The sequence below is a fragment of the Pseudomonas sp. FP603 genome (genome assembly GCF_030687415.1).
In the GTDB taxonomy this organism is placed as follows: Bacteria; Pseudomonadota; Gammaproteobacteria; order Pseudomonadales; family Pseudomonadaceae; genus Aquipseudomonas; species Aquipseudomonas wuhanensis.
On record NZ_CP117431.1, the window covers coordinates 5,763,957 to 5,788,666 of the forward strand.

The following is a 24,710-nucleotide window of genomic DNA, read 5'->3' on the forward strand; positions in this document are numbered from 1 at the left end:
TCGCCGAAAATTCGCGATTAAACTCACAAATTTTACCTTAGCCTGATCACCACCAGTGAAAGTGGCCATCAGTCTATCTTTCTATCACATACCCAAATTTTTAAAGAACGATCTAATCAAAGACTAGAAATCAACATTCACCATCGTCACGATGGAATGCTCATTTCTAAGCTTTCAACAAACAGAAGCAGTAGTGGTGGAGCCAAACGGGATCGAACCGTTGACCTCCTGCGTGCAAGGCAGGCGCTCTCCCAGCTGAGCTATGGCCCCGTATTTCTACAGGCGTTTCCCACACAAAATTGGTGGGTCTGGGCAGATTCGAACTGCCGACCTCACCCTTATCAGGGGTGCGCTCTAACCAACTGAGCTACAGACCCAATTTCGGGCTGCTTCTTATCGTCTTCTTCAATGAATCAAGCAATTCGTGTGGGAACTTATGGAGCAGCTGATGTCGTCGATTAAGGAGGTGATCCAGCCGCAGGTTCCCCTACGGCTACCTTGTTACGACTTCACCCCAGTCATGAATCACACCGTGGTAACCGTCCTCCCGAAGGTTAGACTAGCTACTTCTGGTGCAACCCACTCCCATGGTGTGACGGGCGGTGTGTACAAGGCCCGGGAACGTATTCACCGCGACATTCTGATTCGCGATTACTAGCGATTCCGACTTCACGCAGTCGAGTTGCAGACTGCGATCCGGACTACGATCGGTTTTATGGGATTAGCTCCACCTCGCGGCTTGGCAACCCTCTGTACCGACCATTGTAGCACGTGTGTAGCCCAGGCCGTAAGGGCCATGATGACTTGACGTCATCCCCACCTTCCTCCGGTTTGTCACCGGCAGTCTCCTTAGAGTGCCCACCATTACGTGCTGGTAACTAAGGACAAGGGTTGCGCTCGTTACGGGACTTAACCCAACATCTCACGACACGAGCTGACGACAGCCATGCAGCAGCACCTGTCTCAATGTTCCCGAAGGCACCAATCCATCTCTGGAAAGTTCATTGGATGTCAAGGCCTGGTAAGGTTCTTCGCGTTGCTTCGAATTAAACCACATGCTCCACCGCTTGTGCGGGCCCCCGTCAATTCATTTGAGTTTTAACCTTGCGGCCGTACTCCCCAGGCGGTCAACTTAATGCGTTAGCTGCGCCACTAAGAGCTCAAGGCTCCCAACGGCTAGTTGACATCGTTTACGGCGTGGACTACCAGGGTATCTAATCCTGTTTGCTCCCCACGCTTTCGCACCTCAGTGTCAGTATCAGTCCAGGTGGTCGCCTTCGCCACTGGTGTTCCTTCCTATATCTACGCATTTCACCGCTACACAGGAAATTCCACCACCCTCTACCATACTCTAGCTCGTCAGTTTTGAATGCAGTTCCCAGGTTGAGCCCGGGGATTTCACATCCAACTTAACGAACCACCTACGCGCGCTTTACGCCCAGTAATTCCGATTAACGCTTGCACCCTCTGTATTACCGCGGCTGCTGGCACAGAGTTAGCCGGTGCTTATTCTGTCGGTAACGTCAAAACAATTACGTATTAGGTAACTGCCCTTCCTCCCAACTTAAAGTGCTTTACAATCCGAAGACCTTCTTCACACACGCGGCATGGCTGGATCAGGCTTTCGCCCATTGTCCAATATTCCCCACTGCTGCCTCCCGTAGGAGTCTGGACCGTGTCTCAGTTCCAGTGTGACTGATCATCCTCTCAGACCAGTTACGGATCGTCGCCTTGGTGAGCCATTACCTCACCAACTAGCTAATCCGACCTAGGCTCATCTGATAGCGCAAGGCCCGAAGGTCCCCTGCTTTCTCCCGTAGGACGTATGCGGTATTAGCGTCCGTTTCCGAGCGTTATCCCCCACTACCAGGCAGATTCCTAGGCATTACTCACCCGTCCGCCGCTCGCCACCAGGTACAAGTACCCGTGCTGCCGCTCGACTTGCATGTGTTAGGCCTGCCGCCAGCGTTCAATCTGAGCCATGATCAAACTCTTCAGTTCAAACATCTTTGGGTTTTTAAGAAACCCTAAACTTGGCTCAGCAATCGTTGGTTACATCTTTGATTTCTCGCGGAGTAACTTGTGATGCTGATAATCTTGTTGACTATCAGTCTGACTCCACAAGCACCCACACGAATTGCTTGATTCAGTTGTTAAAGAGCGGTTGGTTAAGATCTTTCGTCTCAACCGAGGCGCGCATTCTACAGCAGCCTCTGTTGCTGTCAAGCACTAAATTTCAAATTTTCTTCATGAAATTCAACTACTTGCCGCCAACTCAGTTTCAAAGTCCTCGTTAGCGGGAGGCGAATAATACAGTGTTTTATTTGATGGTCAACCACCCGCTGTAATTATTTTTCCCGTACCCATGCGGCTCGGGCCGAGTACCGATTTCTGCCTCTCGCGCAGTCCGGGCTTTCGTCGACAAACCCGCCCTCTTCTCCAGCTGCGCTATGATCGCGCGCACTTCTGCACCAAGAGTTTGAACTGGATTTCCATGTCTTTGCCATTAACTGACGATCATCAATCATTGCCACCCGTCCTTGTCGGCCCACTATTGCGGCGCCTGGAACCCACGCGGCTGGTGCTATGGCTGGTGGGCTCGCGGGCGCTGACGCCAATGCTGCGCCTGCAAGGAATCGATATCCGCCTCAGCGTGGATCAATGCACGATCATTCCCGTCGGCACTCATGCCTTCGTTCATTTAATAGATGTACCACTGAACACCGCCCTGCCCTGCGACACATTGATCGAATACGACCTGCTGATCACTGAAGCGAATGGCGCGCAGTCGGGCATCGCCGAGTGGGCACCCCACCTACTATATGGCGGAGCACGTTGCCCGAATTTCGTGTTGCGCTCGCGGATCGATCAGTTGCTGCATGGCTCCTGCCGTAAACCTCACCATCCAGCGGCCGACGGCCTGCTGTGCGTCGACCGGTTGCTGGAATCCGAGCCGGACGCTTGCAAGCGCCCCGCACTATTAATGATGAGCGGCGATCAGGTGTATGCGGATGATGTTGCGGGTCCGATGTTGCGGGCAATTCATGCCTTGATCGAGCGTCTGGGGCTGTTCGACGAACACCTCGACGGCGCAGTGGTCAGCGACAGCGCCAAACTCTATGAACACCCGGCCAGTTACTACCATCGTGCGGATTTGTTACCGGCGCTTGAGAGCAACGAAACCCTGCGCGAACGATTTTTCGGTGGAGCGCGTAAGCCGATTTTTACCAGTAGCAGCGCCGACAACCATCTAGTGACCTTCGCCGAGGTCATGGCCATGTACCTATTAGTATGGTCACCAACATCCTGGACACTGATCGCGCCTCAACCACCGGCACTGACGCCCGAACGACGCAAGCGCTATGCCCTGGAGCAGACGCGCATCGATGAGTTCAAGAAAGGGTTGGGTGGTGTTGGGCGAGCGATGGCACATCTGCCGTGCCTGATGATTTTCGACGACCACGATATTACCGATGACTGGAATCTTTCCGCGCAATGGGAGGAAACGGCCTACGGCCACCCGTTCTCCAAGCGCATCATCGGTAACGCGCTGCTCGCTTATATGTTGTGTCAGGGTTGGGGCAACAACCCGGACGCATTTGCCGGCATGCTGGAAAAAACCCGTTTATTGAGCGCCACGGGGCAAGACCATTACCTCGACAGCGACGTCCAGGATGGCTTGATCGATGAGCTGCTGAGCTTTCAGAAGTGGCATTACGTGCTGCCCACCCGCCCGGCGCTGGTGGTGCTCGACACCCGCACCCGGCGCTGGCGCAGCGAGATGAACCTCAAGCAACCGTCGGGTCTGCTGGACTGGGAAGCGCTCAGCGAGCTGCAACAGGATTTGCTCGATCATCCCTCGGCGATCATCGTTTCGCCGGCGCCGATTTTCGGCGTCAAACTGATCGAAACCGTGCAACGGGTGTTTAGCTGGTGCGGCTATCCGCTGCTGGTGGACGCCGAAAACTGGATGGCCCATCGCGGCGCGGCCCAAGTGATCCTGAACATTTTCCGACACTCCCGCACACCCGGTAACTACGTGGTGCTGTCCGGTGATGTGCATTATTCCTTTGTCTACGAAGTATTGATCCGACACCGCAAGGCCGGCCCACGAATCTGGCAGATCACCAGCAGCGGCATCAAAAACGAATTCCCGCCCGCCCTGCTCGAATGGTTCGACCGTCTCAACCGCTGGCTCTACTCGCCCCGCTCGCCGCTGAACTCGCTGACCAAGCGCCGGCGCATGCGCATTGTTCCGCACATTCCCGAACACGCCGAAGCGGGTGAACGGCTGTGGAACTCGGCAGGGATCGGCCAAGTGTTCTTCAATGAAAAGGGCCAGCCGCAGGATATTTATCAATTCAATGCGGATGGATCGCCGAAGACGCGGATGATTGCGCCTGAAATTTCCGAAACGGTTGAATGACTTTGCCCGAGTTACCATGAGCCATTATTGCCTGCACACCATGAACCTCACCCGAACCCTGATCATCGGCAATTCCGGCTCGGGCAAGAGTTGGCTGGCCAAACGACTGGCCGACCGCCTACAAGCGCCCTGGATCGATCTCGACCTGATTCACTGGGTATCTGATGAACACAGCATCGCCCGTCCCCGCGCCGAAGCCTTGGGCATGGCTCGGGTGGCGGCGAGCAAGGAGCACTGGGTTATCGAGGGTGTTTACGACTGGATAGTCAGCGAACTTGTTGAGCAGGCCACAGCACTGATCTGGCTGTGTCTGGAGGACGACGACTGCGTGAACAACATTCGCCAGCGAGAAGCGAAGCGGAACGAGGATGAGTTGCTGATGGCGTTACTGGAATGGGCCGGTAGCTATCGAACTCGTGAAGGTTCCAGTGGATTTGCCGCGCATCAGCGTTTGTTTGATGAGTTTAGCGGTTCAAAACTTCAACTGATGAGCCAGGCTGAAGTCACGGCTTTCGTTACTCCACTCAGGGAGACGCCGATTCTGTAGGGGAAACGGCGACTATCCAGAAGATGTCAGGCGGCTTTCACCGTCCGCCCCACCCCTCTGACAATCATTTCCACCTCCCGCTCATCAATAGTCAACGGCGGCAGCAGGCGAATGGTCTTGCCCCGCGTCACGTTGATCAGCAAGCCGTGATCACGGGCTGCAATCAGGGTCAGGTCGCGAATCGGCTGCTTGAGTTCGATGCCGATCATCAAGCCCTGGCCACGAATCGCCAGGACGTTGGGGTCATCGGCCAATTCGATGCGCAATCTGGCGAGCAAGCGTTCGCCCTGAAGTCTGGCGTTTTCCAGTAGGTCTTGTTCTTCAATAATCTCCAGCACAGTGCACCCCACCCGGCACGCCAGTGGATTGCCGCCGAACGTGCTGCCGTGGCTGCCGGGGGTAAACAGGTCGGCTGCTTTGCCCCGGGCCAGACAGGCACCAATTGGAATTCCATTGCCCAGGCCTTTGGCCAGGGTCATGACGTCCGGGATGATGCCTTCGTGCTGGAACGCAAACCATTGGCCGGTACGGCCGATGCCAGTCTGGATCTCGTCGAGCACCAGCAGCCAGGCTCGCCGGTTGCACAGTTCGCGCACCGCTTTGAGATATCCGTGCGGCGCCACTTGCACACCGCTTTCGCCCTGAATCGGCTCCATCAGAATCGCCACGATGCGCGGGCCGTGGGCTTCTTGCACCGCCTCCAGCGCCGCGAGGTCGCCGAACGGCACTTTAATGAAATTCCCCGGCAATTCGTTAAACCCCAACCTCACCGCCGGGCCGTCACTGGCGGACAAGGTGCCAAGAGTACGGCCGTGAAAGGCGTTTTCCATGACCACCACCAGCGGTTGCTCGATGCCTTTGTGCCAGCCGTAAAGCCGCGCGAGTTTCAGCGCTGTTTCGTTGGCTTCGGCACCGGAGTTGTTGAAGAACGCCCGATCCATGCCCGACAGCCGAACCAGTTTCTGCGCCAGTCGCTGTTGCCAGTCGATGCTGTATAGGTTGGATGTATGCAACAGCAGCCCAGCCTGCTCGCTGATGGCCGCCACAATTCGCGGATGGGAATGGCCGACGTTGGTCACCGCCACGCCCGCCACCGCGTCCAGATATTCGCGACCGGCCTGGTCCCACAAGCGCGTGCCCAGGCCTTTGTTGAAACTCAGGGCCAAGGGTTGGTAAGTGCTCATCAGGCAGGCGGCGGTCATGACATCAAACTCCATTAATAGTCGGTGTTTTTGCAGTATGGTTAGCCACCTGAGCTGGATAAACATTGCAACACTTCAATCATTTTAAAGCAGAGCTTGATAATGGATCTGTTCCAGGCAATGACCGTTTACGTAAGAGTGGTGGAAGCCGGCAGCATGACCGCCGCCGCTCTGCAGTGCGAAATGTCGACGACCATGGTCGGCAATCATCTTCGGGCCCTGGAGCAACGCCTGGGTGTGCGCCTGCTCAACCGTACGACACGACGCCAGCGGCTGACAGAATTCGGCACGGCGTACTATCAACGTTGTCTCGAGGTATTGGGGTTGGTGGCCGACTCCGAACGCCTGGCCGAACAGACCCTCGACGAGCCGAGCGGCACCCTGCGCATCACTGCACCGCTGACCTTCGGCACCGAACGGCTGGCGCCGGCCCTGAGCGAATTCGCCCTGCGTTGTCCGCAGGTCAAACTCGACGTCGTCTTGACCAACCAGCGCCTGGATCTGCTCGACAACGGTTTCGACGTAGCGATTCGCTTGGGCACTACCGAGCTGTCCAACATGATCGCCCGCCCGCTCATCGACTACACGATGACCCTGTGCGCATCGAAGGACTATCTGGCACGTCGAGGCACTCCGCAAAAACCCACCGACCTGCAACACCATGACTGCCTGGCCTTCGCCTACCCGGCCGGAGATGACTGGCACTCGGTAGCCAAACAATGGCGCCTGAGGGGGCCCGAAGGCGAGGTCATGGTGGCGGTCAGTGGACCAATGCTGATCAACAGCTCGGCAGGGCTGCATCAAGCGGCGCGAACCGGTATGGGCATCGTGATGGTGCCCGATGCATTGGTGGAGCAAGACCTTCAGGATGGAAAACTGGTGGCCTTGATGCAGGACTACCAATTGCCGAGTCGGCCAATGAACCTGGTGTACGCCCAGGACCGCTACCGCTTGCCGAAATTGCGCAGCTTCGTCGACTTTGCGCTGCAGAGGTGGGGCAAGCATTAGGGGGCGTTCTCAATTAGTTTCCCCACCGCGCCGGGTCTGCTGTTGTGTAGGGCAAGGCGCGAGAAGCGTGGTTTGGTCATTCCAAATAAGCTTCGAGCAACGCAGCCCTGCACAACAGCAGGCCCGGCCCTTCGGGTTGTGCCTTAAAGCGGGCCAAGCTGCGTTGCAGGCCTTGGAAAGGGAACAACCATTCCCAGCGGCCTGCGCCTTGCCTGGCCCGCTTTAAGGCGACAACGCGGCGGGGAAACTAATTGAGAACGCCCCCTAGCAGGCGCAACACCCCATGAACTAATCTCCTCGACTGGCGAGTCACGTTGATATCAGTTCGGCAGGGAGACCGATGATGGGTGAGGCATCGAATATCGAGCCGTTGAAGTTCAATCTGTCAGATTTTAACGAAGACATGCTGCACACCATTCTGGAACTGGTCAGCGATGGCATCTGGGACTGGAACGCCAACACCGGGTTCGTCTACCGCAACCCAGGGTGGTACGAGATGCTCGGCTATCCGCCTCACTCCCTGGATAACAACGTACTGACCTGGGAAAACGTGATCCACCCCGACGATTATTCACAGGTCATGGCGCTGTTTGATGACTACCTGAATCAGCGCGCACCCGGTTATCAAGCCGAGTATCGCTGCCGCATGCGGGATGGCACTTATACCTGGATCGAAGATCGCGGCTATGTGCTGGCACGCAATACGGACGGCTCAGTGGCACGAATGGTCGGCGCGCACCGCAGTATCGAAGACAAAAAACGCCTGTTCGAAGAAATGGAACGGCGTAATCAATCCCTCGAAGCCATCGTCGAAGAACGCACCCGTGAGTTGTCTCGGGTCAATCAGCAGTTGCAGATTCAACTCGAAGAGAATCGCAAACTGGCAGAAACCGATGTGCTGACCTCCATCGCCAATCGCTATCGACTGGAAAAAGCCCTGCCCCAGGAATGCGACCGCGCCCAACGCTTTCGCCAGCCGCTCTCGCTGATCGCCATGGACATCGATGACTTCAAGAACATAAACGATCACTACGGCCACGCCCTGGGTGATGCGGCGTTGGTACAGGTGATCGAGAGCGTGAAGCACTGCGTGCGCGAAGGCGATCTGTTGGCGCGTTGGGGCGGTGACGAGTTCATCATGATCCTGCCCAATACTTCGTTGGCCGACGCCAGGTCACTCGCTGAAAAAATCCGTCATGGCCTGTCGAATCTTCTGCCGGTCGGGGACTATCAAGTCACCATGAGTTTTGGCGTGGTGCAACGTTTTGAAGAAGAACAACAAACCGGCTTGCTGGCCAGGGCCGATCAGGCGCTGTATCGGGCCAAGATCGCAGGCAAGAATGTGATTTCGGGATGAGTACACCCGTGCTTATCCGTGATGTTCGGCCCTCGGACGTGGAATCCGTGCGACTTTTTCTTGGCGAGAATGGCTGGGCTCACCGCACCGGTTCATCTGAGCATTTCGCGCAGTTGATCGCTAATTCCCAACGTACAGCGCTTGCGATAAAGGACTCCCACATCGTCGGGTTTGCCCGTGGTATCACCGACGATTTGTCCAATGGTTATCTGTCGATGGTTGTCGTGTGCGGACAAACTCGACGTGAAGGCATCGGTCGCCTGCTGGTTGAGCACGTCATGGGCGACAACACCGCCATTACCTGGGTTCTGCGAGCTGGCCGTGAAGGCGCTTCGGATTTCTTTTCAAAGCTGGGCTTTGAAACGTCGACCATTGCGATGGAACGCTCACGCTTGAAGTAGCCAATGCACTATTGGCCAGCCTTCACCAATACCGGCTTCTCCTGATACCGATCCGGATACAGCTGCTTCAACTGCGCCACCTTCGGCAGGTCATTGATCACGATGTAGGGATACGTCGGATGCTCGGTCAGGAAGTCCTGATGCTCCTCTTCCGCCGGATAGAAGCCGTTGTAGGTTTCCAGTTTAGTGACGATGGGTTTGTTGAACGAATGGGCGGCGTCGAGTTGCGCGATATAGGCCTGGGCGACACGTTGCTGTTCAGCGCTTTTCAGGAAAAGCGCCGATCGATACTGGGTGCCGCGGTCCGGCCCCTGGCGGTTGAGTTCGGTGGGGTTGTGGGCCACCGAGAAATAGATCTGCAACAGGCTGCCATAACTGATTTGAGTAGGATCGAAGGTGACTTCGACGGCCTCCGCATGACCGGTATCGCCATTGCTGACCCGCTCATACTGAGCGGTGTCAGCGGTGCCGCCCGCATAACCGGAGACGGCATTCTTCACCCCTTTGACGTGTTGAAATACCCCTTGGACGCCCCAGAAGCAACCGCCCGCAAAAATAGCCGTTTCACTGCGCGCTTGAGTGTTCTCGTCGAGGGTTGGTGGCGGAATGATGACCGCCTCTTCGGTGCCTCCGAAAGAGAACGCTGCGCACTGACCGATAACACTGGCGGCGACCAATCCCAGCAGGGTGCGACGCCAGTTGAATGAGGTTTTCATGGGCTGTCTCCTGAATGAATGAGGCTATCAACCGAACGTGAACGCATATGCCGACACACCGGGATCGAGAAACTCAATGCTAAATGTCCGGTCCTTTACGCCTGCGGTCTGGCGTACCAGTTGATACAACCGCTGCTCGGTGACGCTGCCGCTGCCATCGGGCGCCACGTCGACACCGTGGGCATCACCTGGGGGCTTGCCGTCAATCAACACTTTGAAACGCACCGGTTTGCCATCAGCACCTGGGCCCAATACCAAATGCAGATCGCGAGCGTGGAAGCGGTAGACGATACGACTGGCCGGGGCGTTCGAAACGGCCCGCTCCGGACCGACAGTCCACTGCCCATCCAGGCTCCAGCTATTGAGGGCCAGTTGTGATGGTGGGCTATAGGCCGCCAATTTGTCTGGCGCCAGATCGGTTTCAGCAACGAAATGCTCCGCCCGTCGGTAACCGACATAGGTTTCCGGCGATTGCACTTCATTCATGTCCGGGGCGAGCTGGACACCCTCGGCACGAGCATTGATCAGCCCGTCCGCGACCTTCGTGGCGCCCGCTTCACGCAGTAGTTGCTGAATCACTCGCTCCGATTCGGCGTATTTGCCTTCACCAAAGTGGTGATAACGAATGCGCCCCTGAGCATCGGCAAAATAGTGGGCTGGCCAGTATTGGTTGTTGAAAGCACGCCAGACCTTATAGTCGTTATCGATTGCCACCGGATAAGTGATGCCCAGATCTTTCATGGCTTTGGTGACGTTGCCTACATCACGTTCGAAGGCAAACTCGGGTGTATGGACGCCGATCACCACCAAGCCCTGATCGCGATACTTCTCGGCCCAGGCCTTCACATACGGAAGGGTGCGCAGGCAGTTGATGCAGGAGTAAGTCCAGAAATCCACCAGCACAACCTTGCCCTTCAAGGCCTGGGCAGTGAGAGGGGGTGAACTGAGCCATTGCACCGCGCCGTCCAGCGATGGAAGGTTGCCTTCAATCGGCAGTTCGCCCGGTATCTTGGCGGTCATCCTCATGCTGCCGGCGGGTTGATCCCCTCCCCGTGGAATCTGCGACATCATCGCCCCACTGTCGGAGGGCAACTTGTTACCGGCCAATCGGTTTACCAGCGCCTGCTCGATATCGCCAGTGGATGCCGTCGAGACCCGCGCCAGAATCCCGGTATCCAGCCCCAAGACGATCGCCACTACACCGGCCAGCATCGCGCCCCCCAAGCCTCGACGCAGCCACTCGCCTGCGCCTATCGAGCGCTTCATCGCGGCGAAGACTTTACCGCCCAGTAGCAGTGCCGCGGCGAGAGAGGTGGCAGCACCGGCCGCGTAAGCCAGTAGCAACAGGGTGGTGGCGATGTTTGCTCCTTGCAGCGCCGCGCCAGTCAGCAGCAGCCCCAGAATCGGCCCGGCGCAGGGCGCCCAGAGCAGGCCCGTGGCGACACCGATTAGCAACGATGCGCCGGGACGCGGCCGGGTATCGGCGCCCGCGGCTTCCGACAACCGACCACCGGCCGCCACCAATGGACGCGTCAGCCGCTCGGCCAACCGGGGCAGCAACAGCGTCAGCCCGAACAGTGCAACGAACAGCAACGCGAGCCAGCGACCGTACTGATTGACTTGCACCACCCAGCCGCCGCCCACCGCCGCCAACGAGGCGACGAGTGCGAAGGTCAGCGCCATCCCCGCCAGCAGCGGCAAGCCACTTTTCATAAACGGCTGCCCGGTGCGAGCGAAGACAAAGGGCAATACCGGCAGAATGCACGGGCTGACGATCGTCAGCACACCACCGAGATAAGCGAGGACCAGAAGCCACATAACGTCGACCTGCGTGAAGTGAGTGAAAGGAAGTGCCCATGGATTACGCCTGTGGCTTGAAAGTCAGCGCCAGGCCGTTCATGCAGTAGCGCAGACCGGTGGGCTTTGGTCCGTCTTCGAAAACATGACCCAAGTGACCGCCGCAGCGACGGCAGTGGACCTCTTCGCGCAGCACGCCGAAGGAACGGTCCTGACGGGTCGCCACCGCGTTATCCAGTGGTGCCCAGAAGCTCGGCCATCCAGTGCGACTGTCGAACTTGGTGTCGGAAGAAAACAACGGCAGATCACAACCGGCGCAGGCAAAAACGCCCTCCCGATGCTCGTTGTTCAGCGGGCTGCTGTAGGCCCGTTCGGTGCCCTCTTCACGCAGGATCTCGTACTGCTCGGCGCTGAGCATGGCGCGCCATTCGCCGTCGCTGTGGGTCACCTCGAAAACCTCCGCCGCACGGGCCTCATCGATCAGCGCGCCGCTTGCGGAAAATTTTGGCAATACACCGATCACCAGGGCTGCAGCCCCCAGCCCGCCGCTTGCTACGAGAAACTGTCGCCGTGAAAACATGGGCCTTCTCCAAAATTCCAGATGCCTTGCATGGAACACAGCCTAGGCTTGAGTTGATCGCCAAATCCTCACGAGGAGTTAAACAATTCGTGATAACTCAGCCTCAGGAAAACCCGCACAATGTGTTCATTGCGTCACAAAGGATTGAGCTCCATGGAACAGACCAAACGCGTCCTGGTGGTCGAGGACGACCTGCATATCGCCGACCTTATCTGCCTGCATCTTCGCGATGAGCAGTTCGAGGTGGTGCACTGCGCCGACGGCGATGAGGGCATGCGACTGCTGCAGCAAGGAAGCTGGGACGCACTGATCCTCGACCTGATGCTGCCCGGCGTCGACGGCCTCGAAATCTGCCGCCGCGCCCGGGCCATGGCCCGCTACACACCGATCATCATCACCAGCGCGCGCTCCAGCGAAGTGCATCGGATTCTGGGGCTGGAACTCGGCGCCGATGACTATCTGGCCAAACCGTTTTCCATGCTTGAGCTGGTGGCGCGGGTCAAGGCACTGCTGCGACGGGTCGACGCCATGGCCCGCAATCTGAAAATGGACGCCGGAAGCCTGATCATGGACGGCCTTTCCATCGACCCGATCACCCGTGAAGTTACCCTCGATGGCCGTCGCCTCGACCTCACACCACGGGAGTTCGACCTGCTGCACTTCTTCGCCCGCCAGCCTGGCAAAGTCTTCTCGCGCATGGACCTGCTCAATGCGGTGTGGGGCTACAGCCATGAAGGCTACGAACACACGGTCAACACCCACATCAACCGCCTGCGCGCCAAGATCGAAGCCGATCCGGCGCAGCCGGCGCGCATCCTCACGGTGTGGGGCCGTGGCTACAAATTCGCAGCAAGCGGAGAACAGCCATGAGGTTGACCCTGACCCAACGCCTGTCTCTGGTGTTCGCCGTGCTGTTGCTGGTGTGCAGCGGCACCTCGGTATGGATGCAGGTTCGCTCCAACCAGATGCATGAACTGGAAGTGGTGCAAGGCTTGTCGCGGGATCTGGCGCAACACATCGCCCACGACACCGTGCTGATGGACCGCAATGGCCCGATGCCCAATGCCGTGCGTGAACTGTTCAGCCAGCTGATGCTGGTCAATCCCAGTGTCGAGGTCTATCTGCTGGACACCGGCGGCCGAATTGTCGGCAGCGCCGCGCCCGAGGGCCGGATACGCCGGGAGCAGGTCGATCTGGTGCCTATCCAGCGTTTGCTCAAAGGCGAGGCATTGCCGATTCTCGGCGACGATCCGCGCAGCGTCGATGGTCGCAAGGTGTTCAGCGCCGCACCTTTGCGGGTCAACGGTCAGCCGGCCGGTTATCTCTACGTGGTGTTGCTCAGCGAGGAACACGACCGCTTCGCCGAGCGCGGCGCCACCAGCGCGGCGCTCAATACCGCGTTGTGGTCCATCGGGCTGGTGGCGTTGCTGTGCCTGATTGCCGGCCTCACGGCATTTGCCCTGATCACCCGACCATTGCGTCGTTTGACCGAGAAAGTCAGTCAGTTCGATATCAACGGCGTTCCGACCGCTTCGCCCGAACCTGAGCCTGCGCCCGTTGAAAAGGCCGCCAGTCACGATGAAATTGCCGTACTCGACGCGGCCTTTCGGCAGATGCAAGCGCGCCTCGGCGAGCAATGGCGCTCGCTGACCCGCCAGGATCAGGAGCGTCGCGAACTGGTGGCCAACATCTCCCACGACCTGCGCACACCACTGGCCTCGCTGCACGGTTACCTGGAAACCCTGTCGCTCAAGGACGCCACCTTGTCCCCCGCCGACCGCCGCCGCTATCTGGGGATCGCCCTGGATCAGAGCCGCAAGGTTGGCGGTCTGGCGCAATCGTTGCTGGAACTGGTGCGGCTGGAACACGGTTTCGTGCAACCGGTGCTGGAGCGCTTCTCCCTGACCGATCTGGTGCAGGACATTTTTCAGAAATTCGAACTCAATGCCGAAGCACGCCAGATTGAGCTCAAGGCAACCTTCGCGCCCAATGTCGCGGTGGCCTGCGCCGATCTGGGGCTGATCGAACGGGTGCTGACCAACCTGTTCGACAACGCCCTGCGCCATACGCCTCAAGGTGGAGAGATCGAACTCAGCCTACGCTCTCAGGGGGCTTTTATCGAAGTGACCGTCAGCGACACCGGCCCCGGCATCGCCCCCGAGTTGCGCGAAGGTCTGTTCCTGCGTCCGTTCAACATTGGCGGTGCGCGACGCGATGGCGGACTGGGGCTGCGGATCGTGCACCGGATCCTGCAATTGCACGGTCGCGAGATTGAGCTGATCGATGTACCCGGACGCGGCGCGACCTTTCGTTTCTCCTTGCCGGTGGACGAGCAAACGGCGGAGCAATGGATGGCGCGGTCTAAAACCTCTCACCAAAAATACTGACCAGCCACCTGTTCATCCGTGACAACGCAGCGCAGGTCCAATAGATTAGGCGGCCTGAAAAGGCCTCGTGCTTTCTCGCCTCAATCCAAGTTAAAAGAAGTAGTGAAATTTCAATGTCCGATTCCAATACCGCTGAATCCGTAGTCACCTTGTCGTCCAAAGCGGAATACGAAAACTCCATCAATCTTTCACAGCACGTGCCACAGGCCAAGACCATCAGCGAGATGGTCCTGGACGCTTTTCAATCCACCCGGGAAAGCGACCAGATCCGCGAACTGCGCGCCGCGATTCGCCAGGCTCACGACAGCTTCGATGACGATAAAGCCTACGAATTGATGGGCGAACTCAAGCAATTGAAAGACGCCGAAGCGGCCGACATTGCCGCCCTGGAAGACCTGAGCAGCAAATTCCCGATCAGCCGCATTCTGTCCAGCTTCAAGGACGACCCGGCGTTTCAGGAAATCGTTTATGGCTTGGCGCTGAAAGTGCTGAACCAGACTCACCAGGCGATCAGCAACCCGAGCAGCGGCAAGAGCAAAGCGGCTCGCGCCAAAAAAGAAGTCGAAGTGTTCACCATCAGCAAGGATGGCATCAGCGTCACCCTGCCCCTGCGCACCCCGCGCTCGCGCCTGAACGTTGACCGTGAAGCGCTGGAGTTCCTGGGCTTCACTTTCGTCGGCGAAGGCGATGAAGCCGAGCTGGAAAGCGAAACGTTCCTGGACAATGCCGGGGCCGAGCAAGCGGTCAACCGCAAGAACATCATCACCGCGCTTCAGCAACAAACCGCGTTCGACGGCTACAGCATCGCCGCGCAGTAACGCTAAACGCTGCACATAAAAATCCCCGCCATTCTCTCGAAGGGCGGGGCTTTCTTTACAGCATTCGAAGCTTAAGGCGCGTAAGTCAGCAACAGCTCACTCGGCACTTTAAAATCCAGCGACATCATCACGCTCAACGCAGTAATGGTGAAGATCGAGAACACGAACAGCTTGCGTGCCCAGACCGTGTCATCCACTGCCTTGTAACCGGTCCAGGCCATGTACAGCCAGTACATGCCCATGGCCGCGGCGACGGCGAGGTAGCTCATGCCGGCGTAGCCGCTGAAGGTCAGCATCAAGGTCGCTACGAGGAACGCCAGGATGTAGAGCAGGATGTGCTTCTTGGCCACTTGAATCCCGCGCTTCACCGGCAACACCGGAATCGATGCGGCCAGGTAATCGTTGAAGCGGAAGATCGCGATAGCGTAGGAATGCGGCATCTGCCACAGGCTGAACATCACCAGCAGCGTCAGTGCGGCCATGTCGAAGCTGTTAGTCACAGCCACATAGCCAATCACCGGCGGCATCGCCCCCGACAGACTGCCCACCAGCGTGCCGTGAACCGACTTGCGCTTGAGGTACAGGCTGTAGAAGCCGACGTAGATGACAAAGCCGATCACCGCGAACAAAGCGGCCAAAGGGTTGGCCACTTTGTACAACAATGCAACGCCGAGAACACCCAGGACGGTCGCAAAAGCCAGGGCCAGTTTCAGGGAGATCAAGCCCTGGACCAGCACCCGGTTCTTGGTGCGTTCCATCTTCAGGTCGATGTCGCGGTCGATGCAGTTGTTGAACACGCAACCGGAAGCCACCACCAGGGACGTGCCGATCATCGCAGCCAGGAAGATGGCCAGATCGACATGCCCTTTGGAGGCCAGGAAAAATCCGCCTGCCACAGAAAGCACGTTACCGAAAATGATCCCCGGTTTGGTGATTTGGATAAAGTGCTTAAAGGACATCCGGACTTTCCTCAGTGCGCCATCATGTTGGTGTGGATGCTGAACATGATCCACAGCGACAGGCCGACCAACAGGACGATTACCAGTGCAGCGAAGACCAACGCGATCACGTTGTTACGCTGGGCGGCGGAGCGGTCCAGGTGGAGGAAGTAAACCAGGTGGACGAACACCTGGATCACAGCGAAGGCCAGAACGATCCACAGGGTCATGGCTTTTGGCAGCGATGGGTACATCACCAGGCCAAAAGGAATGACGGTCAGGATCACCGACAGAATGAAACCGATAGCGTAGGACTTGACGCTGCCGTGGCCGGCGTCGTGGCTATCGTGGGAATGAGCGTTAGCCATTTACATAGTCCCCATCAGATAAACAACGGTGAATACGCAGATCCACACCACGTCCAGGAAGTGCCAGAACAGGCTCAGGCAGCTCAGACGGGTCTTGTTGGTCGCCGTCAGGCCGTTTTTCTGCACCTGATACATCATGATCGCCATCCAGATCAGACCGCTGGTCACGTGCAGACCGTGGGTGCCGACCAGGGTAAAGAACCCGGACAGGAAGCCGCTGCGGCTAGGGCCGTAGCCTTCGGCGATCAGGATGTGGAACTCGTTGATCTCCATGGCGATAAAGCCGGCGCCCAACAGGAAGGTCATGGCCAACCAGCCCAGTACCTGGGTTTTCTTGCCCCTGAACAACGCCAGCATGGCGAAGCCGTAGGTGATCGAGCTGAACAGCAGCAGAGCGGTTTCGCCCAGTACGTATGGCAGCTCGAAGATGTCGTGGCCCGACGGGCCACCCGCTACGTTGTTAACCAGTACCGCGTACACCGCGAAGATCGACGCAAACAGAATGCAGTCGGTCATCAGGTAGAGCCAGAAACCGTATACGGTCATCTCGCCCGAGTCGTGGTGATGGTCATCATGCCCATGTCCATCGACATGGGTGTGTCCAGCATTGGTCACTAAGTTCGACATGGTTTAAGCCTGTTCCAACGAGGTTTCAACACGGGTGGCGGTGGCTGGAACTTTCCCGGCCGCTACCAGACGCTTGTGCTGCTCGGCTTCGATGCGCTCGATCACGTCGACCGGCACCATATAGCCTTGATCATCACGCGCAGCGTGGATCACGAAGTACACCACGGTGCCGACCAGACCGACGATGGCCAACCACCAGATGTGCCAGATCATCGCGAAACCGAACACGGTCAACAGAGCACCCATGACCACACCGGTCGCGGTGTTGTTTGGCATGTGGATCGGCTCGTACCGGCTAGGCGCCTGGTACGCGGTGCCGTTTTCCTTGGCTTCGGTGAACGGGTCGATGGTTTCTGCTTTTGGCAGCACGGCAAAGTTGTAGAACGGTGGTGGCGACGAAGTCGACCATTCCAGGGTGTGGGCATTCCACGGGTCGCCGTGTTCGCACATGTTCTCTGGCTTGTTGCGATCGCGCACACTGACGTACAGCTGGATCAGTTGGCAGGCGATACCGACGGCAATCATCACCGCACCGAACATGGCAACGTACAGGTACGGCACCCACTCAGGGTTGGTGGTGGCGTTCAGACGACGGGTCATGCCCATGAAGCCCAGTGCATAGAGCGGCATGAACGCGACGAAGAAGCCCGAGATCCAGAACCAGAACGCTGCCTTGCCCCAACCTTCGTGCAGCTTGAAGCCGAACGCTTTCGGGAAGTAGAAGGCAAAGCCTGCGATGTAACCGAATACCGCACCGCCGATGATCACGTTGTGGAAGTGAGCGATCACGAACAGGCTGTTGTGCAGGACGAAGTCAGCACCCGGAATGGCCAGCAGTACGCCGGTCATGCCGCCGATGGCGAAGGTCACCATGAAGCCCAGGGTCCAGAGAACCTGGCTGGTGAAACGCAGACGGCCTTGATAAATGGTGAACAGCCAGTTGAATAGCTTCACACCCGTCGGGATCGAAATCAGCATCGTCGCCAGACCGAAGAAGGCGTTGACGCTGGCACCCGAACCCATGGTGAAGAAGTGGTGCAGCCAGACCATGAAGCCCAGGATCGAGATCGCGCCGCTGGCGTAGATCATCGAGTGGTGGCCGAACAGTTTCTTGCCGGAGAAGGTCGAGATGACTTCGGAGAAGATCCCGAATGCCGGCAGAATCAGGATGTAAACCTCAGGGTGACCCCAAGCCCAGAACAGGTTGACGTACATCATTGGATTACCACCAAGTTCATTGGTGAAAATGTGGAAATCCATGTAACGGTCAAGCGTCAGCAGTGCCAGGGTAGCGGTCAGGATCGGGAACGAAGCCACGATCAGGACGTTGGCCCAGGTGCAAGTCCAGGTGAAGATCGGCATGTCCATCAGCTTCATGCCCGGGGTACGCATTTTCAGCACGGTGGCCAGGAAGTTGACCCCCGTCAGCGTCGTACCTAGCCCGGATAGCTGTAGCGCCCAAATGTAGTAATCCATCCCCACGCCCGGACTGTATTGCAGGCCCGACAGCGGCGGATAGGCAACCCAGCCGGTCTTGGCGAATTCGCCAACGCCCAGGGACAGGTTGATCAGCACCACGCCGGAAACCAGCAGCCAGAAGCTCAGGGAGTTCAGGAACGGGTAGGCAACGTCACGCGCACCGATCTGCAGCGGCACTGCAAGGTTCATCAGGCCGGTGAAGAATGGCATCGCCATGAAGATGATCATGATCACACCGTGAGCGGTGAAGATCTGGTCATAGTGTTCAGGTGGCAGGTAGCCAGGCGAACCCTCGGTGGCCATGGCCAACTGGGTACGCATCATGATGGCGTCGGCAAAACCGCGCAGCAGCATGACCATGGCGACGATGATGTACATCACGCCGATTTTCTTGTGGTCGACCGAGGTCAGCCACTCGGTCCACAAATAGGTCCACTTCTTGAAGTAGGTGATTGCAGCGAACAGTGCCAGACCACCGAGCGCGATCATGGCGATGGTCACCATCACGATCGGCTCGTGGAACGGGACCGCTTCCCAACTTAATTTACCAAACATCGTTTACTCCTCTGCCCCGGCAGCTGAATGCGAGTTCATGTCCATTCCTTGCGTAGCGGCCACTTCTTTCTCTTTCTTCTCGTGCTTCACCTTCGGACCCGGTTTCATGCCTTCGTACTTGTCGACGATGATCTGGAACAGGTTCGGCGTGACCGAGGAGTAGAGCTCGACTGGGTTGTTCTGGCTTGGCTTGGAAAGGGCTTCGTATTCAGCTTTTTCAAGCTGTTTAGGTGCCTTTTTGACTTCGCTTACCCAGGCGTCGAAATCTTCCTGAGAGGTGGCGATCGCTTTGAACTTCATGCCGGTGAAACCCGCGCCGCTGTAGTTGGCGGAGATTCCGTCCATTTCAGCGTTCTGGTTGGCGATCAGGTGCAGTTTGGTCTGCATGCCGGCCATCGCGTAAATCTGGCCGCCCAGGGCCGGGATGAAGAACGAGTTCATCACGGAGTCGGACGTCACCTTGAAGTTGATCGGCGTGTGGGCCGGGAACACGATCTTGTTGACCGTGGCGATGCCTTGCTCCGGATAGATGAACATCCACTTCCAGTCCAGCGCGACCACTTCAATGGTGATCGGCTTGACGTCGGATTCCAGCGGCTTGTAAGGGTCCAAAGCGTGGGTCGACTTGTAGGTGATGTAACCCAGGGCAATGATGATCAGTACCGGGATCGTCCACACTGCGATTTCGATCTTGGTGGAGTGCGACCACTTCGGCGTGTACACGGCGTCGGTGTTGGACGCGCGGTATTTCCAGGCGAACAGGAAGGTCATGACGATGACCGGCACGACGACCAACAGCATCAGCAGCGTTGCGGTGATGATCAGGTTTCGCTCATCCAGGCCGACCTGGCCCTTGGGATCGAGCAAGGTCATGTTGCAGCCTCCCAGCAACAACGTGCCGAGCAGCGGCAATAAGCCTAGTAGTCTGGGGTACCTGTTTTTACTCATCTCACGACCTCTAAAGCAGCTTGCGCAATGCAGTTGGGTTTTGATCGCCAACACTTCACCCTGCCAAGGGTTGGCATTTTTCTTGGATTGAATAAGGGCCTGCCCGTCGCGCGTCAGACGCTGTTCGACAATTGCTGGGCCTGCGGTGAGTTCTTATTCGAATTCGTGGTCAAGGGCCTTGTTACAGACCAATTCCATTTGGTGCGGATAGTCGGAAGGCACCGACACCTGGGAGTCGCATGAAGCCATCAGGCCTCTCGACACCCTAATTCTGCTCATGCACCTGAGTAAGGGAGAGCAGTGCCGGGAATTCAGTGCGGGCGATTGTAGATACGTAACGATTCATAAACCATGTCTCATCCCGAAATAATTTTTATCCGATCCAGCAACAATCATTAACGGCTTTTGCAAAAGTGCGCCATGGTATCGAAATTAATTCTCAACAAAAACACCAAAAATTGTAGGTCTACCACGCGAAGTTCAGACAGCTTCCAAGGCTCTGCGCTCGCCTTCGAGCCTGCTCTACACCCTATGCGACAAGGGCTTTGGCAATTTGCCAGGCCCTGTTAAAACTGCCTGTTTCGACTGACGAGCATCGAAACCGGGAGCGCTTGGAAGAGCAGGTTTTTGGTGCGAAGCGATGCCCTGAATCAGCGATTTGAAATGCCTTGCGACACTCAAGCTGTGACAACATGTCGCATACGTGTCGCACCCTTCCTTGTCGAGCATCAAGGTCTTTTTACCTGGCCTGCGAATATGCAAAACGCCCCGGCCTCTCAACGAGAACCGGGGCGTTTTTTGTTTCCTGCAACGGTATGGCGAACAGCCTTAGCGCAGCGCTTTGCGGTTACGCGAAATGAGCAGCGGCACCAGCACCACGATCAGCACGAACGCCAGCAGCGCCCATTGTGCCAGGGACAAGCCGAGGATCGGCGGGTACGGCGTCGAGCAGAAGCCATCGACCTGGAAGCCCAGCGGGAAGATCTTCGCCAGCGGCAGACCGTCGACGATCGGTTGCAGCACATCGATGCCGCAACTGACCGCGGGATAAAACTGGGTGTAGACGTGATGCCCGGCCACCCCGGCGCCCGCAATGGCGCAGATCACCACCAACGCTTCGAACAGCGTGATGCTGCGGCGGGTACGCGTCGCTGCGCCGATAAAGGCGAACAGCGCAATCAGCAACAGCGCGTAGCGTTGCAGGATGCACAGGGGGCACGGTGCCTCGCCCAGAGCCACTTGCATGTACAGCGCGCCACCGATCAGCGCCAGGCAGATAATGCCCAGCAACACCAGATAGCGCCGTTCACGTCCCAACCGCATCGTTTCCTCGCTCATCGCGTTTCCCTTTTGTGTCCGTGGATCAGCTCGTCGGCGGCCGCGCTTGCAGCAGCTGTATCAGGCTGATGTTGTCTTCGATATGCCCACTGGCGGCAATGCGACCGTTGTCGATCGGATATCGATTGCCCGGAAGTCTACACGCTGACCTGATCTTTGAGAGCCTTGAACGCCCCCTGAACCCGGCCTTCGGGCGGCAATGCCTGTGGCGAGGGAGCTTGCTCGCTCGCCACAAAGCAATGTCGGAAATAAACGATAAACCGGTTAAGAACGGATTAACTTTCAAGTGCTTTTCAAGAATCGAGCCCGTGAAGACGGATCGATTGCTTACTGCTTCCAGCGATCTGCCGCCGCGTGATCGCTGTCACGCCCTTCCACCCAACGCGGCCCATCACGGGTGTTTTCTTTCTTCCAGAACGGCGCGCGGGTTTTCAGGTAGTCCATGACAAAGGCACAGGCATCGAACGCCGCCTGACGGTGAGCGCTGGCGGCGCCGACGAAGACGATCGGTTCGCCCGGCTCCAGCGCGCCGATGCGGTGCAACACTTCCAGCTTTAACAGCGGCCAGCGCTGCTCGGCCTCCAGGGCAATCTTGCCCAAGGCTTTTTCGGTCATGCCGGGGTAGTGCTCAAGGAACATCCCGGCGACGTCGAGGCCGTCATTGAAGTCGCGCACGTAGCCGACAAAACTGACCACCGCACCGACGCCCACATTGGCAGCGTGCATGGCGTTGACTTCAGCACCCGGGTCGAACGGTGTGGACTGCACGCGAATCGCCATGGCTCAGCCCCCGGTCACGGTCGGAAAAAACGCCACTTCATCGCCATCGCTCACCGGTTCGTCGAGCTGACAAAGGTCTTCGTTGCGGGCGCACATCAGGTTCTGTTCGCTCAGCACTTCGGCGCCGTCACGTTGGGCCAGCAGCGCGCGCACATCGTCGACCGTGGAAAAATCACCTTCGACCTTCACCGAGTCCACGCCGAGCGCTTCACGGTAACGGGCGAAAAACTTCACAGTAACGTTCATGGCTGATCCGCCCGGAAATGGCCGCTCTTGCCGCCGAGTTTCTCCAGCAGCCGCACACTCTCGATGGTCATGCCACGGTCCACGGCCTTGCACATGTCATAGATAGTCAGCGCCGCGACGCTGGCGGCGGTCAGCGCTTCCATTTCGACACCGGTCTGCCCGGACAACTTGCAGCACGCCACGATACGCACGGTGTCGTCGCCTTCGGCACTGAGTTCGACTTTGACGCCGGTGAGCATCAACGGGTGGCACAGAGGAATCAGATCGCTGGTTTTCTTCGCCGCCTGGATGCCGGCAATTCGCGCCACGGCGAACACGTCCCCCTTGGGATGGCCGCCACTGACGATCATCTGCAGGGTTTCGGGCAGCATGCGCACCAGCGCTTGGGCCGTCGCTTCACGGAACGTCACGGTTTTTTCAGTGACGTCGACCATATTGGCGCGACCTTGGGAATCGAGATGAGTCAGCACAGGGATACTCCTGATCAGGAGCATCGATTGTAAACCTGTGGGTCAATTTTCCGCACGTTTGATTATGCGTTTACACCGAACCCTGTGGGAGCGTGGCTTGCCCGCGATGCAGGCGCTGCGGTTCAACAGGGACACCTCGGTGATGCCATCGCGGGCAAGCCCGCTCCCACAGGGTTATTCGTCAGGCATAAAAAAACCGGGCGGCTTTGGGCCGCCCGGTTCTGGTGAGGGTTACAGATGCGATTCGGCGTATTCGGCCAGAATCGAGCGTGGCACCCCTTGCAGGGTGATATGCACACCGTTGGGGAAATCCTTGAAGCGCTCGGTCAGATAAGTCAGCCCGGAGCTGGTCGCGGACAGGTAAGGGGTATCGATCTGCGCCAGGTTGCCCAGGCACACCACTTTGGAACCGGCGCCCGCACGGGTGATGATGGTTTTCATCTGGTGCGGCGTGAGGTTCTGGCACTCATCGATCAGGATCAGACTCTGCTGGAAGCTGCGGCCTCGAATGTAGTTGAGGGATTTGAACTGCAACGGCACTTTGCTGAGGATGTAGTCGACACTGCCATGGGTGTTTTCGTCATCCATGTGCAAGGCTTCGAGGTTGTCGGTGATGGCGCCGAGCCAAGGCTCCATTTTTTCCGCTTCGGTGCCGGGCAGGAAGCCGATTTCCTGGTCCAGCCCCTGCACGCTGCGGGTGGCGATGATGCGCCGGTAGCGTTTGCTGACCATGGTCTGCTCGATGGCCGCCGCCAGGGCCAGGATGGTTTTACCGGAACCGGCCGCGCCGGACAGGTTGACCAGGTGAATATCCGGATCGAGCAAGGCGTACAGCGCCAGGCTTTGATAGATGTCACGCGGTTTCAGGCCCCAGGCTTCCTGGTGCAACAGAGGTTCCTGATGCAGATCGAGGATCAGCAACTTGTCGACCTGGATTTCCTTGATCCAGCCGACAAAGCCCTGTTCGTCGATGATGAACTCGTTGACGTGTACCGCGGGCAGGTTGTCGATCAACTGCACTTGATGCCAGGTGCGGCCATGATCCTGCCGGGTTTCGACTTTGCTCACCCGATCCCAGAACGAACCGGTCATGGTGTGATAACCGTTGGGCAGCAACGAAACGTCGTCGACCAGTTGGTCGGTGCTGTAGTCCTCGGCCGCAATCCCGCAAGCCCGGGCCTTGAGGCGCATGTTGATGTCTTTTGTGACCAGCACCACGGGCAGTTTTGCATCGCGCGCGCGCAGGTCGATCAACTGGTTGATGATGATGTTGTCGTTCAGATGCTCGGGCAGAATGATGTTCGGTTCAGTGCGCTTGCTCATCAGAATTGACAGCAAACCCTTGGGCCCACTCTTGCCGCGCTGGATCGGTACGCCGAGTTCGACGTCTTCGGGGCTGGCATCGCCCAGCGTCTTGTCGATCAGGCGAATCGCCTGGCGGCATTCCGCGGCAACGCTGTGATGCCCGCTCTTGAGCTTGTCCAGCTCTTCAAGCACGGTCATCGGGATGGCGACGTGGTGTTCTTCGAAATTAAGCAGGGCGTTTGGATCGTGAATCAATACGTTGGTATCGAGTACATAAAGGATTGGCTGGTTGGAAGAAGGGCTACGTCCGTGATCATCCATACTCGGTCACCTTTGTGGGAGCCAGTCGACGCAATACCATGACAGTGCTGCGCCTCGAAGTGGCCGCCGAATTCACCTGCGAGGAGTCAAGTGAAC

At 57.8% G+C, this 24,710-nt stretch carries 22 protein-coding genes, 2 tRNA genes and 1 rRNA gene; 8 read left to right on the top strand and 17 right to left on the bottom strand.

Annotation, left to right across the window (positions count from 1 at the left end; all coding sequences use genetic code 11):
* Positions 1–194 precede the first annotated feature (194 nt).
* From PSH65_RS26715 to PSH65_RS26725, 3 genes are all read right to left on the bottom strand, one after another.
* Positions 195–270 (bottom strand) — tRNA-Ala (locus tag PSH65_RS26715).
* A gap of 30 nt (positions 271–300) precedes the next feature.
* Positions 301–377 (bottom strand) — tRNA-Ile (locus PSH65_RS26720).
* Between the two features lie 82 nt (positions 378–459).
* Positions 460–2,001: ribosomal RNA gene (locus PSH65_RS26725) — 16S ribosomal RNA — on the bottom strand.
* A gap of 493 nt (positions 2,002–2,494) precedes the next feature.
* On the opposite strand from PSH65_RS26725, the gene PSH65_RS26730 reads away from it, so the two are divergent.
* The gene (locus PSH65_RS26730) at positions 2,495–4,426 is read left to right on the top strand and encodes an alkaline phosphatase D family protein (RefSeq protein ID WP_305423341.1); all 1,932 of its coding nucleotides are present in this window, start codon (positions 2,495–2,497) and stop codon (positions 4,424–4,426) included.
* Between the two features lie 16 nt (positions 4,427–4,442).
* Positions 4,443–4,973, top strand: coding sequence for an adenylate kinase (locus tag PSH65_RS26735; RefSeq protein WP_305423343.1), 531 nt, complete (start codon positions 4,443–4,445; stop codon positions 4,971–4,973).
* A 26-nt stretch (positions 4,974–4,999) separates the two neighbouring features.
* On the opposite strand, the gene PSH65_RS26740 is transcribed toward PSH65_RS26735, so the two are convergent.
* Positions 5,000–6,175 carry an aspartate aminotransferase family protein gene (locus PSH65_RS26740; RefSeq protein ID WP_305423344.1) on the bottom strand — a complete coding sequence of 392 codons (1,176 nt, stop codon included), beginning with the start codon at positions 6,173–6,175 and terminating at the stop codon, positions 5,000–5,002.
* A 102-nt stretch (positions 6,176–6,277) separates the two neighbouring features.
* Here PSH65_RS26740 and PSH65_RS26745 point away from each other — a divergent pair, with 102 nt between their 5' ends.
* The 3 genes from PSH65_RS26745 (at position 6,278) to PSH65_RS26755 (ending at position 8,941) form a co-directional block, all read left to right on the top strand.
* Positions 6,278–7,183 carry a LysR family transcriptional regulator gene (locus tag PSH65_RS26745; RefSeq protein WP_305423345.1) on the top strand — a complete coding sequence of 302 codons (906 nt, stop codon included), beginning with the start codon at positions 6,278–6,280 and terminating at the stop codon, positions 7,181–7,183.
* Between the two features lie 343 nt (positions 7,184–7,526).
* A complete protein-coding gene (locus PSH65_RS26750; RefSeq protein WP_305423346.1) occupies positions 7,527–8,540 on the top strand; it encodes a sensor domain-containing diguanylate cyclase in 1,014 nt (337 codons plus the stop codon).
* Positions 8,537–8,941: a GNAT family N-acetyltransferase gene (locus PSH65_RS26755; protein ID WP_305423347.1), complete on the top strand. Its 405-nt coding sequence runs from the start codon at positions 8,537–8,539 to the stop codon at positions 8,939–8,941. Before PSH65_RS26750 ends, PSH65_RS26755 begins: the two co-directional genes overlap by 4 nt.
* Positions 8,942–8,949: 8 nt before the next feature.
* On the opposite strand, the gene msrA is transcribed toward PSH65_RS26755, so the two are convergent.
* Genes msrA through msrB form a run of 3 tightly spaced genes read right to left on the bottom strand, consistent with a single transcriptional unit; the run spans position 8,950 to position 12,034 of the window.
* The gene (msrA, locus tag PSH65_RS26760) at positions 8,950–9,657 is read right to left on the bottom strand and encodes a peptide-methionine (S)-S-oxide reductase MsrA (RefSeq protein ID WP_305423348.1); all 708 of its coding nucleotides are present in this window, start codon (positions 9,655–9,657) and stop codon (positions 8,950–8,952) included.
* Positions 9,658–9,684: 27 nt separating this feature from the next.
* Positions 9,685–11,475, bottom strand: coding sequence for a cytochrome c biogenesis protein DipZ (locus PSH65_RS26765; protein ID WP_305423349.1), 1,791 nt, complete (start codon positions 11,473–11,475; stop codon positions 9,685–9,687).
* A gap of 43 nt (positions 11,476–11,518) precedes the next feature.
* Positions 11,519–12,034, bottom strand: coding sequence for a peptide-methionine (R)-S-oxide reductase MsrB (gene msrB, locus PSH65_RS26770; protein ID WP_305423351.1), 516 nt, complete (start codon positions 12,032–12,034; stop codon positions 11,519–11,521).
* 153 nt (positions 12,035–12,187) lie between these two features.
* On the opposite strand from msrB, the gene PSH65_RS26775 reads away from it, so the two are divergent.
* The 3 genes from PSH65_RS26775 to PSH65_RS26785 all read left to right on the top strand — a co-directional run bounded on the left by PSH65_RS26775 (position 12,188) and on the right by PSH65_RS26785 (position 15,239).
* Positions 12,188–12,904, top strand: a complete 717-nt coding sequence (locus PSH65_RS26775) for a response regulator transcription factor (protein ID WP_305423353.1) — start codon at positions 12,188–12,190, stop codon at positions 12,902–12,904.
* Positions 12,901–14,421: a HAMP domain-containing sensor histidine kinase gene (locus PSH65_RS26780; protein ID WP_305423355.1), complete on the top strand. Its 1,521-nt coding sequence runs from the start codon at positions 12,901–12,903 to the stop codon at positions 14,419–14,421. Before PSH65_RS26775 ends, PSH65_RS26780 begins: the two co-directional genes overlap by 4 nt.
* A 113-nt stretch (positions 14,422–14,534) precedes the next feature.
* Positions 14,535–15,239 (top strand): hypothetical protein, encoded by a 705-nt coding sequence (locus PSH65_RS26785; RefSeq protein WP_305423357.1) that lies wholly within the window; start codon positions 14,535–14,537, stop codon positions 15,237–15,239.
* Between the two features lie 71 nt (positions 15,240–15,310).
* Here PSH65_RS26785 and cyoE read toward each other — a convergent pair whose 3' ends face one another.
* The 10 genes from cyoE to PSH65_RS26835 form a co-directional block, all read right to left on the bottom strand.
* Entirely contained in the window at positions 15,311–16,198 is an 888-nt protein-coding gene (cyoE, locus tag PSH65_RS26790; protein ID WP_305423359.1) for a heme o synthase, read from the bottom strand.
* A gap of 11 nt (positions 16,199–16,209) precedes the next feature.
* Positions 16,210–16,545 carry a cytochrome o ubiquinol oxidase subunit IV gene (gene cyoD / locus PSH65_RS26795; RefSeq protein ID WP_305423361.1) on the bottom strand — a complete coding sequence of 112 codons (336 nt, stop codon included), beginning with the start codon at positions 16,543–16,545 and terminating at the stop codon, positions 16,210–16,212.
* On the bottom strand, positions 16,546–17,172 hold the full coding sequence (locus PSH65_RS26800; RefSeq protein WP_305423363.1) for a cytochrome o ubiquinol oxidase subunit III: 627 nt from the start codon (positions 17,170–17,172) through the stop codon (positions 16,546–16,548). It lies immediately after the preceding gene.
* Positions 17,173–17,175: 3 nt separating this feature from the next.
* Positions 17,176–19,206 carry a cytochrome o ubiquinol oxidase subunit I gene (gene cyoB / locus PSH65_RS26805; protein ID WP_305423365.1) on the bottom strand — a complete coding sequence of 677 codons (2,031 nt, stop codon included), beginning with the start codon at positions 19,204–19,206 and terminating at the stop codon, positions 17,176–17,178.
* 3 nt (positions 19,207–19,209) lie between these two features.
* Complete coding sequence (gene cyoA / locus PSH65_RS26810) at positions 19,210–20,154, bottom strand: ubiquinol oxidase subunit II (protein WP_305423367.1); 945 nt, start codon at positions 20,152–20,154, stop codon at positions 19,210–19,212.
* 828 nt (positions 20,155–20,982) lie between these two features.
* A complete protein-coding gene (locus PSH65_RS26815) occupies positions 20,983–21,492 on the bottom strand; it encodes a disulfide bond formation protein B (RefSeq protein WP_305423368.1) in 510 nt (169 codons plus the stop codon).
* A gap of 327 nt (positions 21,493–21,819) precedes the next feature.
* Positions 21,820–22,272 (bottom strand): molybdopterin synthase catalytic subunit MoaE, encoded by a 453-nt coding sequence (gene moaE, locus PSH65_RS26820; RefSeq protein ID WP_305423370.1) that lies wholly within the window; start codon positions 22,270–22,272, stop codon positions 21,820–21,822.
* 3 nt (positions 22,273–22,275) lie between these two features.
* On the bottom strand, positions 22,276–22,518 hold the full coding sequence (gene moaD / locus PSH65_RS26825) for a molybdopterin converting factor subunit 1 (RefSeq protein WP_123719936.1): 243 nt from the start codon (positions 22,516–22,518) through the stop codon (positions 22,276–22,278).
* Positions 22,515–22,988, bottom strand: a complete 474-nt coding sequence (gene moaC / locus PSH65_RS26830; protein WP_033035928.1) for a cyclic pyranopterin monophosphate synthase MoaC — start codon at positions 22,986–22,988, stop codon at positions 22,515–22,517. Before moaC ends, moaD begins: the two co-directional genes overlap by 4 nt.
* 231 nt (positions 22,989–23,219) lie before the next feature.
* Positions 23,220–24,614, bottom strand: a complete 1,395-nt coding sequence (locus tag PSH65_RS26835) for a PhoH family protein (protein WP_305423374.1) — start codon at positions 24,612–24,614, stop codon at positions 23,220–23,222.
* Positions 24,615–24,710: the final 96 nt, after the last annotated feature.